The organism is Planococcus sp. TJ-201 (genome assembly GCF_058268495.1).
Genome location: NZ_JBZDOG010000002.1, coordinates 393,703 through 408,357, shown reverse-complemented (window position 1 = coordinate 408,357; position 14,655 = coordinate 393,703). Strand labels below are relative to the sequence as shown.

At 44.9% G+C, this 14,655-nt stretch carries 15 protein-coding genes and 1 other annotated feature; of the genes, 14 read left to right on the top strand and 1 reads right to left on the bottom strand.

Going from position 1 to position 14,655, the window contains the following annotated elements:
* Nucleotides 1-3: 3 nt before the first annotated feature.
* The 11 genes from recD2 to mtnN all read left to right on the top strand — a co-directional run bounded on the left by recD2 (nt 4) and on the right by mtnN (nt 11,529).
* Entirely contained in the window at nt 4-2,421 is a 2,418-nt protein-coding gene (gene recD2 / locus AC4EG4_RS07765; RefSeq protein WP_490987451.1) for an SF1B family DNA helicase RecD2, read from the top strand.
* A 307-nt stretch (nt 2,422-2,728) separates the two neighbouring features.
* Nucleotides 2,729-2,940: a binding site (T-box leader), on the top strand.
* Between the two features lie 42 nt (nt 2,941-2,982).
* Entirely contained in the window at nt 2,983-5,607 is a 2,625-nt protein-coding gene (gene alaS / locus AC4EG4_RS07760) for an alanine--tRNA ligase (RefSeq protein ID WP_490987450.1), read from the top strand.
* Nucleotides 5,608-5,696: 89 nt separating this feature from the next.
* A complete protein-coding gene (locus AC4EG4_RS07755) occupies nt 5,697-5,963 on the top strand; it encodes an IreB family regulatory phosphoprotein (protein ID WP_490978692.1) in 267 nt (88 codons plus the stop codon).
* Between the two features lie 2 nt (nt 5,964-5,965).
* Nucleotides 5,966-6,382: a Holliday junction resolvase RuvX gene (ruvX, locus tag AC4EG4_RS07750; protein WP_308788005.1), complete on the top strand. Its 417-nt coding sequence runs from the start codon at nt 5,966-5,968 to the stop codon at nt 6,380-6,382.
* A 13-nt stretch (nt 6,383-6,395) separates the two neighbouring features.
* Entirely contained in the window at nt 6,396-6,704 is a 309-nt protein-coding gene (locus tag AC4EG4_RS07745; RefSeq protein WP_490978691.1) for a DUF1292 domain-containing protein, read from the top strand.
* A gap of 127 nt (nt 6,705-6,831) precedes the next feature.
* Complete coding sequence (gene mltG / locus AC4EG4_RS07740) at nt 6,832-7,956, top strand: endolytic transglycosylase MltG (protein WP_490978690.1); 1,125 nt, start codon at nt 6,832-6,834, stop codon at nt 7,954-7,956.
* A gap of 90 nt (nt 7,957-8,046) precedes the next feature.
* On the top strand, nt 8,047-8,652 hold the full coding sequence (locus AC4EG4_RS07735; RefSeq protein ID WP_490978689.1) for an O-methyltransferase: 606 nt from the start codon (nt 8,047-8,049) through the stop codon (nt 8,650-8,652).
* A 34-nt stretch (nt 8,653-8,686) separates the two neighbouring features.
* Nucleotides 8,687-9,310, top strand: a complete 624-nt coding sequence (gene udk, locus AC4EG4_RS07730; RefSeq protein WP_490978688.1) for a uridine kinase — start codon at nt 8,687-8,689, stop codon at nt 9,308-9,310.
* Between the two features lie 76 nt (nt 9,311-9,386).
* Nucleotides 9,387-9,863 (top strand): transcription elongation factor GreA, encoded by a 477-nt coding sequence (gene greA, locus AC4EG4_RS07725; RefSeq protein WP_215098774.1) that lies wholly within the window; start codon nt 9,387-9,389, stop codon nt 9,861-9,863.
* A 131-nt stretch (nt 9,864-9,994) separates the two neighbouring features.
* Nucleotides 9,995-10,753, top strand: a complete 759-nt coding sequence (locus tag AC4EG4_RS07720) for a DUF1510 family protein (protein ID WP_490987449.1) — start codon at nt 9,995-9,997, stop codon at nt 10,751-10,753.
* A gap of 71 nt (nt 10,754-10,824) precedes the next feature.
* A complete protein-coding gene (gene mtnN / locus AC4EG4_RS07715) occupies nt 10,825-11,529 on the top strand; it encodes a 5'-methylthioadenosine/S-adenosylhomocysteine nucleosidase (RefSeq protein ID WP_490987448.1) in 705 nt (234 codons plus the stop codon).
* 51 nt (nt 11,530-11,580) lie between these two features.
* Here mtnN and pssA read toward each other — a convergent pair whose 3' ends face one another.
* Complete coding sequence (gene pssA, locus AC4EG4_RS07710; RefSeq protein WP_490978685.1) at nt 11,581-12,120, bottom strand: CDP-diacylglycerol--serine O-phosphatidyltransferase; 540 nt, start codon at nt 12,118-12,120, stop codon at nt 11,581-11,583.
* Nucleotides 12,121-12,215: 95 nt separating this feature from the next.
* Between pssA and AC4EG4_RS07705 the strand changes: the two genes are divergently transcribed.
* The 3 genes from AC4EG4_RS07705 to yqeH are packed head-to-tail and all read left to right on the top strand — an operon-like array spanning nt 12,216 to nt 14,649.
* Complete coding sequence (locus tag AC4EG4_RS07705; RefSeq protein ID WP_490987447.1) at nt 12,216-12,989, top strand: phosphatidylserine decarboxylase; 774 nt, start codon at nt 12,216-12,218, stop codon at nt 12,987-12,989.
* 38 nt (nt 12,990-13,027) lie between these two features.
* Entirely contained in the window at nt 13,028-13,549 is a 522-nt protein-coding gene (locus AC4EG4_RS07700; protein WP_490978683.1) for a YqeG family HAD IIIA-type phosphatase, read from the top strand.
* Nucleotides 13,546-14,649, top strand: coding sequence for a ribosome biogenesis GTPase YqeH (yqeH, locus tag AC4EG4_RS07695; RefSeq protein WP_490978682.1), 1,104 nt, complete (start codon nt 13,546-13,548; stop codon nt 14,647-14,649). The genes AC4EG4_RS07700 and yqeH overlap by 4 nt, the downstream gene beginning before the upstream one ends.
* Nucleotides 14,650-14,655 lie beyond the last annotated feature (6 nt).

Below are 14,655 nucleotides of genomic sequence, written 5' to 3'. Positions count from 1 at the left end.
GACATGACCGGACAAATCGATTTATTTCAAGAAGAAAAACAATTTGTATTAGGGCGTCCTGTCGTCTCAATTTTTCACAATCCCCAAAATTTATTCTCCATTGCGAAAGTGAAAATCCAGGAAACCAACACCCCTTATACCGAAAAAGAAATCATTGTGTCAGGCTATTTTCCAATGCTGACCATGGAAGAGCAATACCGGTTTACTGGAGTGGTAAAAAACCACCCGCGTTACGGCGTCCAGTTTCAAGTCGAGACCTTCAGCAAAGAAGTGCCTGAAACCGAGCAAGGAATCATCCATTATTTATCAAGTGACATGTTTGACGGAATCGGCCGAAAAACGGCGGAGACGATCGTAAAAAAATTGGGCAAAGACGCCATCAAAAAAATTCTGGAAGATCCCGATGCGCTGGACAAAATTCCCCGCTTGTCAGATGAAAAAAAAGACACCATTCGCGCAACGCTTCAAATGAACTTGGGCCTCGAGCGGGTTATGATTCAGCTGAACGACTGGGGGTTTGGCCCGCAAGTTGGCATGCGCATTTATCAGGCTTACCGCGAGGAAACGATTGATATTTTGACGAAAAACCCGTTTCAGCTGATTGAAGAAATCGAAGGAATCGGCTTTCAGCGCGCGGACGAACTGGGGTTGAAGCTCGGCATTACCGGCAGCCATCCCGACCGTATTAAAGCATCGATTTTGCATATTCTCAATCAAGCCTCGCTGTCAGAAGGACATGTGTATGTTGATGCAAAAACCCTTATTCCGATGGTTAAAGAGATGCTTGAAGCGCGGCAGCAGGGAGAAATTCCAATTGATGCGATTTCCAAAGCTGCCATCGAATTAAATGAAGAAGGCAAAGTCGCAGGCGAAGAAACACGGCTTTATTTGCCATCGCTGTATTATTCGGAAGTGGGCATTGCCACGAAACTGGAAACATTGCTGGCTGAACAGGAAACCCGCACGAAATTCCCAAGTTCAGAAGTCCGCAAAGCGTTGGGTGAAGCGGAAGAGCGGCTGGGCGTTAATTACGCAGAAACGCAAATTGACGCCATCGAAAACAGCATCAATTCGTCCGTCATGATCTTGACCGGGGGACCAGGAACAGGGAAAACCACCGTAGTCCGTGGCCTCGTAGAAATATACGCGGAACTGCATGGCTTGTCGCTGGACCCTAAAGAATATGCCAAGAAAAAAGAACCGTTCCCTATTATTTTGGCTGCCCCGACAGGACGTGCTGCCAAGCGCTTGAGTGAATCCACGGATTTGCCGGCGATGACCATACACCGTTTGCTGGGCTTTAACGGACAGGAAAAAGATGAAGAAACCGAGAAAGAAATTGAAGGCAAATTGATCATCATTGATGAGATGTCGATGGTCGACACGTGGCTTGCGCATCAGCTATTAAAAGCAGTGCCAGAGGACGCGCAGCTGATTTTCGTTGGGGACCAGGACCAATTGCCGCCGGTCGGACCGGGACAAGTGCTGCGGGATCTGCTTGAGTCGAAGCGGATTCCGACAGTAGAGTTGACGGATATTTACCGGCAGTCGTCGGGTTCGTCAATAATTGAGCTGGCCCATCAAATGAAAAACGGCCAATTGCCGGAAGACATCACCGCTAAAACAGCCGATCGTTCGTTTATCAAAGCAGGAATCGAGCAGATTCCGTCGGTTGTCGAAAAAGTGGTCAAAAGCGCTTTGTCAAAAGGCCATACCATTAAAGACATTCAAGTGTTGGCGCCTATGTACAAAGGGCCGGCAGGAATTGATGCCCTAAATCGCATGATTCAGGAAATGGTCAATCCAAACCCGGATGGCAAACGCAAAGAGCTGGTGTTTGGTGACATCACATACCGCATCGGCGACAAAATCCTCCAACTCGTCAACCAGCCGGAAAGCAATGTCTTTAACGGTGATATGGGCGAAGTTGTCGCGATCCTGAAAGCAAAAGAAACGGTTGAAAAGCAGGATATGCTGGTGGCGTCTTTTGACGGCATCGAAGTGACCTATGAACGCAGCGACCTAAATCAGCTGACGCTTGCCTATTGCTGTTCGATCCATAAATCGCAGGGTTCTGAATTTTCGACGGTTATTATGCCGGTTGTCCGGGGCTACATGAAAATGCTGCGGCGCAACTTGCTTTACACCGGGATCACCCGAAGCAAAGATTTCCTCATCTTGTGCGGCGACCCAAGCGTTTTCCGCTACGGCGTCGAACGCACAGACGACGCGCAGCGGATGACTACTTTGAAAAACCGCCTGGCTGTCGCAGCAGAACAACCGAAAACCGAGCAGGAAACCAAAGAACAAGCAGAAGCCGTTCAAAGCGGACCCGTTAGCCTGACCAACGAAAACGTCCACGCCATCCACCCAATGATCGGCATGGAAGGCATTACGCCACAGAAGTTTATGGAAGCTTAATCGATTTGTTTTTGGTTTTAATATCCTGTAAAACAACTCCGCTCTCATTGCCATTCTTAGCGATGGCGCGTCCAAGGGCGAGGCAAGAAGAAGGGTGTACTTTGCCAGGCTTTTTGCGGGAGCCCTGACCAAATCGGCCGAAGCGATGAGCAAAAGTTGTTTTCTTTCGTACAGCATGTATTACAGTCCACTCGTATGTGTTTAGAAATTCATAGGAAAAGAATAGAAGCCTCTGCCTGGAGCGATTTCTTTTCCCCACTATTGACATCACACTAAGCTTTTTCTATAATTCAAATTAGATTGATAGACAAACACATTGATGGAGACAGTATAAAATCGCATCCGGACAGAAACGGGACCCATGGCTGAAAGGCCCCGACGAGATTTGATTTTAGAAAGCTACTCTGGAGTGCAGCTAATCCCTGCCGTTGAACCGCGTTAAGGTGTTCGAGAGACACGGAGCTTTTCATGGTCCGTGTAACTAGGGTGGTACCGCGAAATAAAGCCTTCGTCCCTTTTTTGGGATAAAGGCTTTTTTATTATGCTGAGGAGGAAAAACAGATGAAGAATTTGAAAGCTGAAGACATTAGACAATTGTATCTCGACTTCTTTAAAGAAAAAGGACATGACCAGGAGCCCAGTGCACCGCTTGTGCCTTTTGAAGATCCATCGTTATTGTGGATCAACAGCGGCGTGGCAACGTTGAAAAAGTATTTTGACGGCCGTGTCATTCCTGAAAATCCACGGATCGTCAATGCACAAAAGTCAATCCGTACAAACGATATTGAAAATGTCGGAAAAACAGCGCGCCATCATACATTCTTTGAAATGCTTGGGAATTTTTCCATTGGTGAATACTTTAAAACTGAAGCAATTCATTGGGCTTGGGAGTTTCTGACGGATGACAAATGGATCGGCTTTGATGCTGAGAAATTATCAGTAACGATTCATCCGGAAGATGAAGAAGCTTACGGCATTTGGTTAAATGAAGTTGGGGTGCCGGCTGAACGCATTATCCGCCTTGAAGGAAACTTCTGGGACATCGGCGAAGGCCCAAGCGGACCAAACTCTGAAATCTTCTATGACCGCGGCGAAAGCTACGGCAATGATTTAAGCGACCCAGAACTATACCCGGGTGGAGAAAATGACCGTTACCTGGAAATTTGGAACTTGGTCTTCTCGCAGTTCAACCATAACCCGGACCATACGTACACACCGCTTCCAAAACAGAACATCGATACCGGAATGGGCTTGGAGCGCATGGCTTCTGTTGTTCAGGACGTACCAACCAATTACGATACCGATCTTTTTGTTCCAATCATTCGCAAAACGGAAGAAATTTCCGGCAAAAAATACGGCGAAGATGCCGATATGGACATGGCTTTTAAAGTCATCGCTGACCATATCCGCACCGTAGCATTTGCGATTGGAGACGGTGCGCTTCCTTCAAATGAAGGCCGCGGCTATGTTTTGCGTCGTTTGTTGCGCCGGGCTGTGCGTTATGCGAAAAAGCTGGGGGTTGAGAAACCGTTCCTATTCGAGTTGGTGCCGGTTGTAGGAGACATCATGAAAAACTTCTATCCGGAAGTGAAGGACAAGCAGGACTTTATTATCCGTGTCATGAAACTCGAGGAAGAACGGTTCCACGAAACACTTCATGATGGCTTAGCGATTTTGTCATCGGTTGTGGAAAAACAAAAAGCGGCAGGACATTCGGAAATTCCGGGCGAAGATGCATTTCGTTTGTATGATACGTATGGCTTCCCGGTAGAGCTTACGGAAGAATACGCGGAAGAAGAAGGCATGGGGATTGATCACCAAGGATTTGAAGCAGCGATGCAAGCACAGCGTGACCGTGCAAGAAAAGCGCGTCAAAATGTCAATTCCATGCAGACTCAATCTGAAGTGCTGGGGAATATAAAAGAAGCCAGTGAATTTATCGGTTATAGCCAAACAGTATCAGATGCTAAGGTCCTCTTCATCATTAAAGATGGTGAACTGGCAGACAACGCACACGAAGGCGAAGAAGTTCAAGTCATTTTGGATCAAACGCCATTTTATGCAGAAAGCGGCGGCCAGATTGCCGACCGTGGAACATTAAGCAATGATTTGGTGCAAGCAGCTGTATTGGATGTTAAAAAAGCGCCAAACGGCCAGAACTTGCATTCCGTTCGCGTAGAAACCGGCGAATTGACGAAATCTACTGTCCACGCTCAAGTGGATGCATCAGAACGCCGCCATACGGTGAAAAACCATACAGCGACACATTTGCTTCACCAAGCGCTTAAAGATGTACTAGGTACGCATGTTAACCAGGCTGGATCATATGTAGGGCCAGACCGCCTGCGTTTCGACTTTTCGCATTTTGGGCAAGTGACAAAAGAAGAACTCGAAACGATCGAAGAAATTGTCAATGAAAAAGTGTGGGACGGCATCGCAGTCGAAACGGGCTACCATAATTTGCAGGAAGCAAAAGAAATGGGCGCAATGGCTTTGTTCGGCGAGAAGTATGGCGATGTAGTCCGCGTGGTTGAAATTGGCGGCTATTCTCTGGAGCTTTGCGGTGGAGTCCATGTGGCAAATACCTCTGAAATCGGCTTGTTCAAAATTGTATCTGAAGGCGGCATCGGAGCCGGTATCCGCAGAATTGAAGCGGTAACAGGCAAAGGTGCCTACAGCAGCTTAAAAGACAGCGAACAGACTTTGGAACAGGCTTCAAGCTTGTTGAAATCTACACCAAAAGATATGGTCCAAAAAGTACAGTCTGTACAGGCAGAAATAAAATCGCTGCAGCGTGAAAATGAATCCCTGCTTGCGAAAATCTCCAATGCACAGTCTGCGGGCATTCTCGATAGCGCACAAAAAATTGGCGATATTACGGTCCTGTCGGTAAAAGTGGAAGCAAAAGACAATAACCAGCTGCGCCAAATGATGGATGATTTGAAAACCAAAATCGACAAAGCAGTGATTGTTCTCGGTGCGACTGATGGGGACAAAGTCATGTTGGCTGCAGGGGTTACAAAAGATTTGGCTGGCGGTGATTACCATGCGGGACAAATCGTCAAACACGTGGCAGAACTTTGCGGCGGAAAAGGCGGAGGCCGTCCGGACATGGCGATGGCAGGTGCGAAAGACGCTGACAAATTGGAATCAGCACTCGAATCCGTTTACAGCTTAGTGAAATAGGTTTAATAAATCTGAGCTATCGGTTATAATGAAAAATAGACAGCGGAAACGATTAATGCTATTTAAAATCCGAAAGCGAGGTGCTTGTCGTGAGTTCATTTGATCATACTATGAAGTTCGATTCCTCTGATGAGTCGATGGAGCAGGAAGTTAAGCAAGTCATGCTTCAAGTTCATGCTGCACTTGAAGAAAAAGGCTATAACCCGATCAATCAGATTGTCGGATATTTATTATCAGGTGATCCGGCCTATATTCCTCGCCACCAGGATGCGCGCAACATGATTCGCAAGCTTGAACGCGATGAAATTCTGGAAGAGCTTGTTAACTTCTACATCAAGAAGAATAACGAGGAATAATGATGCGTATAATGGGACTTGATGTCGGTTCGAAAACAATTGGAGTCGCAATCAGCGACCCAATGGGCTGGACTGCCCAAGGAATCGAAACCGTCAAAATAAATGAAGCGATCGAAGAATTTGGAATGGTTCGCCTTGGCGAGCTGATTAAGCAGTACGAAGTGACAGAAGCGGTAGTCGGTTACCCGAAAAACATGAACAATTCAATCGGGCCGCGTGCTGAGGCATCTGAAAGATTTGCAGCTTTGTTGAAAGAAGCGTATAGTATACCGGTGGTCCTATGGGATGAACGGCTTACAACGTCGGCAGCAGAGAAGATGTTGATTTCCGCAGATGTCAGCCGCAAAAATCGCAAAAAAGTGATCGACAAGATGGCAGCAGTTATGATCTTGCAAGGCTATCTTGATTTTAAAAAATAATGAGGTGACGCAAATGGAACACGGACAAGAGCACATTACAGTCGTTGATGAAAACGGCAACGAACAATTATTTGAAGTATTGTTTACATTTGAATCAGCTGACTTCGGAAAATCATACGTCTTGTATTTCCCGGTAGGCGCTGAAGAAGATGAAGAAGGCGAAATTGAAATTCATGCATCTTCCTTTACTGAAAATGCTGATTCAGACGAAACGGCAGGCGGCGGAGAGTTGCGCCCGGTAGAAACTGAAGCAGAATGGGACATGATCGAAGAAATGCTGAATACGTTCCTTGACGAAGAAGAAGAAAACGAAGAACTTTAAAAAGCAGGAGGGACGGAATTGATTGCTGATTCCGTCTTTTTCTTTTGTATGATTTTCTTGTATACTGATAGGAGTTGAACATTTTCAGTCCAACTTCTGCAGAACAGAAAAGCTAGGGGGAACACCCGTGGAAAAACCGTCCAAAAAAGACATTATGTTTGAACGAATGACAGAAAAGAAGAAGGAAGTGAGAGTCGTCCGACGCATTGTATTAATAGTCGCACTGATCCTGTTGGTCATCATCGGAATTGCAGGCTTCCAAACTTATAATTACATCTCAAATGCTTTAGAGCCGGTTGATTCAGAATCGGAAGAAGTCATTACCGTCGAAGTGCCAATTGGTTCGAATTTGGACAGCATCGCGGCATTGTTGGAAGAAAACGGCGTCATTGAAGACGCTCGAATTTACAAATACTACGTGAAGTTTAATAATGAATCGGAGTTTCAAGCCGGAACCTATGGATTGCTTCCATCTATGACGCTGGCTGAAATTACGGAAAGCTTGAAAACAGGCACTGTTTACCGAGAGCCGCTCTACACCATTAATGTTCCGGAAGGACTGACGGTAGAAGAAATTGCCGAAAATGTTATTGCCGAAAAAACATCGTTTACGGCTGAAGAATTCCTGGAAAAAATTGAGGATCCTGTCTATCTGGAGGACCTCATGATAAAATACCCTGAGTTGCTAACAGACGATATTTTAGCTGAAGATGTCCGTTATTCCCTTGAAGGGTATTTGTTCCCGGCGACTTATCCTATTTACGAAGAAGACCCATCGCTGGAATTGTTGATCGAGCAAATGCTTGATACGACACAAGCCAATGTGATGCAGTATCAAACCGTTTTAGAGGAACTTGGCCAAACGCCTCATTGGCTGCTGACTTTCGCTTCTCTATTAGAAGAGGAAGCCACTGCACAAGCAGATCGGCAGACTATTGCCAGCGTCTTTTATAACCGCATAGAAGACGATATGCCTTTGCAAACAGATCCAACAGTCATTTATGCAATGGGCGAACACAAAGACCGCTTGTTCAATACCGATTATGAGTTCGAACATCCTTACAGCACCTATCAAAACAATGGGCTTCCGCCTGGACCCATTGCGAACTCCGGAGGGTCTTCAATTGAAGCTGTACTGGACCCTGCCGAAACCGAGTACTTCTACTTTTTGGCTGATTCAACAGGTGTAAATCACTTTGCTAAGACCTACGAAGAGCATTTGGCAAATCGTGATGAATATATTGGAAACTAAAACGATCGAGAAGGAAGCACCTCGCTTTCCTTCTCTTTTTATGGTAAAATTTGAAGTAATTTTTGCTGAGCCGAAAAGGAGCACTGCAGTATGGTGAACGAACAATTATTAGCGACGCTCGAAGCGATTCGAGCATATGCTGTTGAACAACACGTACCGATTATGGAAGAACAGGGGATTCATGAACTGATTGAGCTGCTTAAAGTACAACAGCCAGAAAAAATTCTGGAAATCGGATCGGCTATTGGCTTTTCAGCAATTAAGATGGCTGAAGCACTGCCAGCAAGCGCAATAGACACGATTGAACGTGATGACTCCCGGTACCAAAAGGGAGTGGAGTTTATCGGACAATCAGGACTTGGCCATCGAATCCGCATATTTCATGCAGACGCCCTAGAGCTTTCGCTGGCTGATTTGAAGAAACAGTATGATGCTATCTTTATCGACGCAGCAAAAGGACAATACGAACGCTTTTTTGACAAATACGAAGAACTTTTGCCGGTAGGTGGAATCATCTATTGCGATAATATGGCCATGCATGGGCTTTCAGATTTGCCGTTATCGGAAGTGCCGAGAAGAAAGCGGACCATGATCCGCAACTTGGCGGCCTTTAAAGAGCATATGCTCAACCATCCTCGTTATGATACGGAATTATTGTCATCGGGAGACGGCATTATGATCTGCAAAAAGAAATGAAACACCAAAAAGAGGTTGCAAGGAGCTAAACAACATGTCTAAAAAACGGCCGGTCGTTATTGGGATCGCAGGGGGTTCGGGCTCGGGGAAAACGAGTGTTACGAATTCCATTTATGAAGTATTTAAAGAAAACTCGGTGGTAGTGATTGAGCAGGACTATTATTACAAAGACCAAAGTCATTTGGCTTTTGATGAGCGTCTGGAAACGAACTACGACCACCCATTGGCATTTGATACGGATTTGCTGATTGACCATATCAACAAACTGATTGATCGTCAGCCGATTGAAAAACCGGTCTATAATTACGCTGTACATACGCGTGCAGAAGAAACTGTATTGATTGAGCCCAAAGACGTTATTATCCTGGAAGGGATTTTGGTGCTTGAAGATGTTCGTTTGCGCGAATTGATGGACATCAAACTATTTGTCGATACAGATGGTGATTTGCGCATAATTCGCCGACTGCTGCGCGATATTAACGAACGGGGACGGACCATCGATTCAGTTATTGAACAATATTTGACTGTCGTCCGTCCCATGCACAACCAATTTATTGAGCCGACTAAACGCTATGCGGATGTTATCATCCCTGAAGGCGGCCAAAACGAAGTAGCAATTGATTTGATGGTTACAAAAATCAAAACAATTCTTGAATAGATTGCCAGATTATAATATGATGATACGAGACTGACGGATGCAGGCATCCAGGTCAGCAGTTGAAGGAGTGGGAACAATGGCTAACGAAAAACAATTTCCAATGACAGCTGCAGGAAAGCAGAAGTTAGAGGATGAACTAGACTTTCTGAAAACGATTAAACGAAAAGAAGTGGTTGAACGAATTAAAATCGCACGTGATTTCGGCGATTTGTCTGAGAACGCTGAGTACGACTCTGCAAAAGAAGATCAGGCTTTCGTAGAAGGCCGCATTTCAACACTTGAATCGATGATCCGTAACGCGGTAATCATAAATGAAAATGAATCCAATAAAGACATCGTTCGCTTAGGAACGACGGTTACATTTATAGAAGTTCCAGATGGCGATAAAGAATCATATACAATCGTTGGGTCTGCGGAAGCCGATCCATTAGAAGGCCGCATTTCAAATGATTCTCCAATTGCGAAAAGCATGATCGGCCGTACGATTGGCGAAAACGTCAAGGTTCTGACACCAGGCGGAGAAATGGAAATTAAGATTCTTTCAATCACGTGATCAAGCGGCCATTCTATTAAAAGGATGGCCGTTTCTCTTTAATCCGACTTTTAATGAAACGAAAATATCGCTGAAACGTCAAATTTGTCATACTGGATTTATGGTAAACTATTGAGAAAGGGGGACATTACATGTCTAACGAAGAAAAACCGTATCCCTCTCGTTTGAAAAAAAAGAAAAACCGGTCTAATTCCATTTTGAATATTATGATCGGCTTGGTATTTGCATTGATTCTCATCATAGGGGTATCGATGTTGTTTAGTGGAGGGGACGATCAGGCTCAAGATCCTGAGGCAGTCACAATTTCACCTGAAACCGAAGACCAAACGAGCGGTTCGGAAGACAGTGAAGGCGAAAGTGCCAACACTGAAGAACAACCAGAAGAAGATGCTGAATTTTCTGATGAAGAACTAGCGGCAGCAGAAAAAGCTGAAAAAGAAGCTGAAGAAGCAAAAAAAGCTGAAGAAGAAAAAGCTAAAGCAGAAAAAGCTAAAGAAGAAAAGGCTAAAGAAGAAAAAGAAGGATCTGTCACAAAAGGCGGAACCATTACACGTGAAGACTCGAATGATCCAATCGTGGAAGAAACAGTCATCAACACGAGCTGGGAACCGGTCGGCACGAAACAAAAAGGCGATCACGTCTCTGTCTACCAGAAAGATTCGGTAGATTGGAACGAAAAGGTCAATGCTGTTTCCTATGCGACTGGCCTGGATGCCAATAATATGTATGTCATGATGATTAAAAATGGCGGGGGTCCGCAAAAATCAATTGCGACTGTCCAGTCTAAAGATGAATCCGAAAAATACCGTGTCCACATGGAATGGGTAGATGGCGAAGGCTGGAAGCCAGTGAAGATGGACGTGCTAAACACGCTGCAAGGCGCCTATTGATAGAGGCGTCTTTTTCTTTGATATAAACTGAAACAGTGAAGCTAACTGACTATGGAAAGAGGAATGACAAAATGAAAATCGGTGTAATTGGTGCGATGGAAGAAGAAGTTCAATTGTTGAGAGGCAGACTGGAAAATCCTCAGACAGAAGAAATAGCAAAATGTGAATTCACAATGGGTACATACGAAGGGCAGGAAATCGTTCTGCTGAAAAGTGGCATTGGCAAAGTGAATGCAGCTATGTCAACGACGATCCTTCTTCAGCATTATAAACCGGATATTGTCATTAACATTGGTTCTGCAGGTGGTTTTGATGAAGAGCTTGAAGTGGGAGCAGTGGTTATATCAGACGAAGTTCGCCACCATGACGTGGATGTCACCGCCTTTGGTTATGAAATGGGTCAAGTTCCTCAGTTGCCAGCAGCGTTCACTTCTAACGAAGAATTGATTGAACTGGCAGTCAAAGCTGTCAAAGAAATGGGTCAGCATGAATACGCAGTCGGCTTAATTGCTACTGGAGATTCTTTTATGAACGACCCGGTGCGCGTAGCTCGTGTACGTGAACATTTCCCAACGATGAAAGCAGCTGAAATGGAAGCAGCGGCGGTTGCGCAAGTTTGCTATCAATTTGACGTTGCATTCGTTGTGATCCGTGCGTTATCGGATATTGCCGGGAAAGAGTCTTCTGTATCGTTTGACGAATTCTTGCCAATCGCTGCACAGCATTCAACTGAGATTGTCTTTAACGTAATCAGCCAGTTGGCAGCACGTATTTAACCGGCAGCAAACAAAAAAGCTGAGTGACGTTTTTCAACGTTCCTCAGCTTTTTATACTTTTTTTAAGGTGAAGGTACTGACCATTAGCAGCGAACAAATCACGAATAGGAACATATAAACGACCGGTGAAAGAATCGGCAGTCCGAAGTATGAAAGCGTAATGATTGTTCCTGCTGCAGTGATGGGCAAACCGGTAAAATACCCGGTGGCATCTGAGATATTGAAGCGAGCCAGCCGAAATCCTCCACATGAAATATAAAGGACAGTAAAAACCATGCCGATAAATCCGAAGTCTGTCAGAACAAGCTGGTATATTAAAATTGCGGGTGCGACACCGAATGACAATATGTCACTCATCGAATCGAGCTGTTTTCCTAAAGCGGATTCCTGATTGAACTTTCTTGCCACCATACCGTCAAAGCGGTCCAGAAAAGCCGCGATAAATATAAATAGCACGCTATAGCTATAAGATTCATTTAAAGTGGCCATAAGAGAAGCACCGCCAAACAGCATATTGCCGATTGTGAGGGTATTAGCGGTCTGTGACCTCAGCTTTTTGATGGTGTGATCCATTCTTTCTGTAATTAACAATGGAAAACACTCCTTCTTTTTTGTAAACTTGTTCACTCTAGTATACTGTGAAAGGTAAAAAAATGGTAGACTATTTTAGCGACGGAGGCTGTACTATGAAAAAATACCTGTACCAACGTTCAATCGAATTGACGAACGGAGCTTTCACTTCGAATTTGATCCGACAATTTGCTCAATCCAAAAGCAGCCGCAGGTTCATACCCGGCTATATTAAAGCCTATCAGATTTCAGTAGATGAAGTCGAAGAACCAGTAGCATCTTTTCCAACTCTTCATGAATTTTTTGTCCGAAAATTGTCGGAGTCCAGTCGGCCTGTTTCTCATGCACCAATAGTTTCTCCCGTGGATGGAAAAATTGAGATCATCGGCGACCTGAAAGAAGGCACGCAATTTCTAGTGAAAAACCAATATTATTCGTTGGAAGATTTGTTGGGCAATAGAGATTTGGCTAAGCGGTTCGAGGCTGGCACATATGCAGTGCTCTATTTATCACCTGCTGATTACCACCGAATCCACAGTCCGGCTGACGGCAAAGTGAAAAACCAATATGTCCTTGGAAAAAAATCCTATCCGGTTAACGCGGCTGGTCTGCAGTATGGCAAAGCGCCCATCAGCGGAAATTACCGCATGATTACAGAGTTGGAAACACCATCTGGCAGAATGCTGGTCGTCAAAGTCGGCGCGATGTTCGTGAATTCCATCCAACTGACTGAAACTGGAGATAACTGGAAAAAGGGAGCTGAAGTAGGCTATTTCAGTTTTGGCTCCACCGTTGTTTTGTTTTTTGAGAAGAATTCCATCAAGTTTGTCGAAGATATGTCTGCAGGACAGCGGATCAAGGTGGGAGAAGCATTAGGAAATATGATATAATCAATAGCATTAAGTTCGGGAAACAGGAGTGAGTTGTATTGTATCAAAATTTTGTACCAAGCCAATATGTAAAAGAAGTTTTTGACATTAAGCCGGAGATGCTGATCGAAAAAAATATTAAAGGCATTATCACGGATTTGGATAATACCCTCGTGGAATGGGATCGCCCAGACGCGACGCCAAAATTGATTGAGTGGCTGAAATCAATGAAGGATGCGGGCATCCAAGTCGTGATCGTTTCCAACAACAAGGAACTGCGGGTCAAGTCATTCGCAGATCCTTTAGGAATTCCGTTTATCCACCAGGCACGCAAACCGATGGGACGGGCTTTCCGCAAAGCGCTTCGGATCATGGAAGCAAAGCGCGAACAAGTGGTAGTAATTGGTGATCAGATGCTGACGGATATTTTCGGCGGCAACTTGAACAAGATGCACACAATCCTCGTGTTGCCGGTAGCTCAGTCAGATGGTTTTTTCACGCGATTTAACCGGAGAGTGGAACGCAGAATCATGAAGAGATTGAAAGATAAAGGACAATTGATGTGGGAGGAAGAAAAGTGAGTGAAATGCCAACTTGCATCGGATGCGGTGTACAGATTCAAACTGAAAACAAAGAAGAGGTAGGGTATGCTCCACCATCTTCATTGGAAAAAGAAGAAATTATTTGCCAGCGCTGTTTCCGCCTAAAAAACTACAATGAACTTCAGCCCGTATCTTTAACGGATGACGATTTTCTTCGTATTTTAAATGGTCTTGGGGAACGCGATGGCCTGATTGTGAAAATTGTCGATATTTTTGATTTTAACGGCAGCTGGCTTCCGGGCCTTCACCGTTTTGTCGGAAACAACGACATCTTGTTGATTGCCAATAAAGCCGATTTGCTGCCAAAATCGGTCAAACAGCATAAATTGATTCATTGGATGAAGCAAGAAGCCCGCAAACTGGGGTTGCAGCCGATTGATATCTTGACAGTCAGTGCGCACAAAGGAACGGGAATTGCAGAAGCCATGGAAGCAATTGAAAAATACCGCAAAGGCAAAGATGTCTACGTGGTCGGCTGTACAAATGTCGGCAAATCGACGTTCATCAACCGCGTGATTAAACAGGCCACTGGACAAGCAGATGTTATCACAACATCGCATTTTCCAGGAACAACATTGGACATGATTGAAATTCCGTTGGATGACAAACGTTCATTGTTCGATACACCGGGCATCATTAATCACCATCAATTAGCACACCATCTTCAAACGGCAGATTTAAAACAGATCATGCCTAAAAAAGAAATCAAGCCGCGGGTATTCCAATTGAATGCAGAACAAACGCTGTTCGTTGGCGGCTTAGCTCGTTTTGACTTTATCCAAGGAGAGCGCTCATCATTTACTGTCCACATCGCGAATGATCTGCCGATTCACCGAACTAAGCTGGATAACGCAGATGCCTTGTATGAACAGCATTTGGGTGATATGCTGGCACCGCCTTCAGCTGAGTACAAAGATGATTTCCCTGAGTTGGTGCGCCATGAGTTCAGCATCAAAGACGCAAAGACCGATATCGTTTTTTCTGGACTTGGCTGGATTACCATTCAACACGGCAATGCTGTCATAGCTGCCCATGCACCTAAAGGTGTAGAAGTCATAGTTCGCCCATCTTTGATCTAGGAGGTT

What these genes read in the sequence shown, in the direction of transcription:
- recD2 (WP_490987451.1), top strand. Translation starts at nt 4, where the DNA reads ATGACCGGACAAATCGATTTATTTCAAGAAGAAAAACAATTTGTATTA.
- alaS (WP_490987450.1), top strand. Translation starts at nt 2,983, where the DNA reads ATGAAGAATTTGAAAGCTGAAGACATTAGACAATTGTATCTCGACTTC.
- ruvX (WP_308788005.1), top strand. Translation starts at nt 5,966, where the DNA reads ATGCGTATAATGGGACTTGATGTCGGTTCGAAAACAATTGGAGTCGCA.
- AC4EG4_RS07745 (WP_490978691.1), top strand. Translation starts at nt 6,396, where the DNA reads ATGGAACACGGACAAGAGCACATTACAGTCGTTGATGAAAACGGCAAC.
- AC4EG4_RS07735 (WP_490978689.1), top strand. Translation starts at nt 8,047, where the DNA reads ATGGTGAACGAACAATTATTAGCGACGCTCGAAGCGATTCGAGCATAT.
- udk (WP_490978688.1), top strand. Translation starts at nt 8,687, where the DNA reads ATGTCTAAAAAACGGCCGGTCGTTATTGGGATCGCAGGGGGTTCGGGC.
- greA (WP_215098774.1), top strand. Translation starts at nt 9,387, where the DNA reads ATGGCTAACGAAAAACAATTTCCAATGACAGCTGCAGGAAAGCAGAAG.
- AC4EG4_RS07720 (WP_490987449.1), top strand. Translation starts at nt 9,995, where the DNA reads ATGTCTAACGAAGAAAAACCGTATCCCTCTCGTTTGAAAAAAAAGAAA.
- mtnN (WP_490987448.1), top strand. Translation starts at nt 10,825, where the DNA reads ATGAAAATCGGTGTAATTGGTGCGATGGAAGAAGAAGTTCAATTGTTG.
- AC4EG4_RS07705 (WP_490987447.1), top strand. Translation starts at nt 12,216, where the DNA reads ATGAAAAAATACCTGTACCAACGTTCAATCGAATTGACGAACGGAGCT.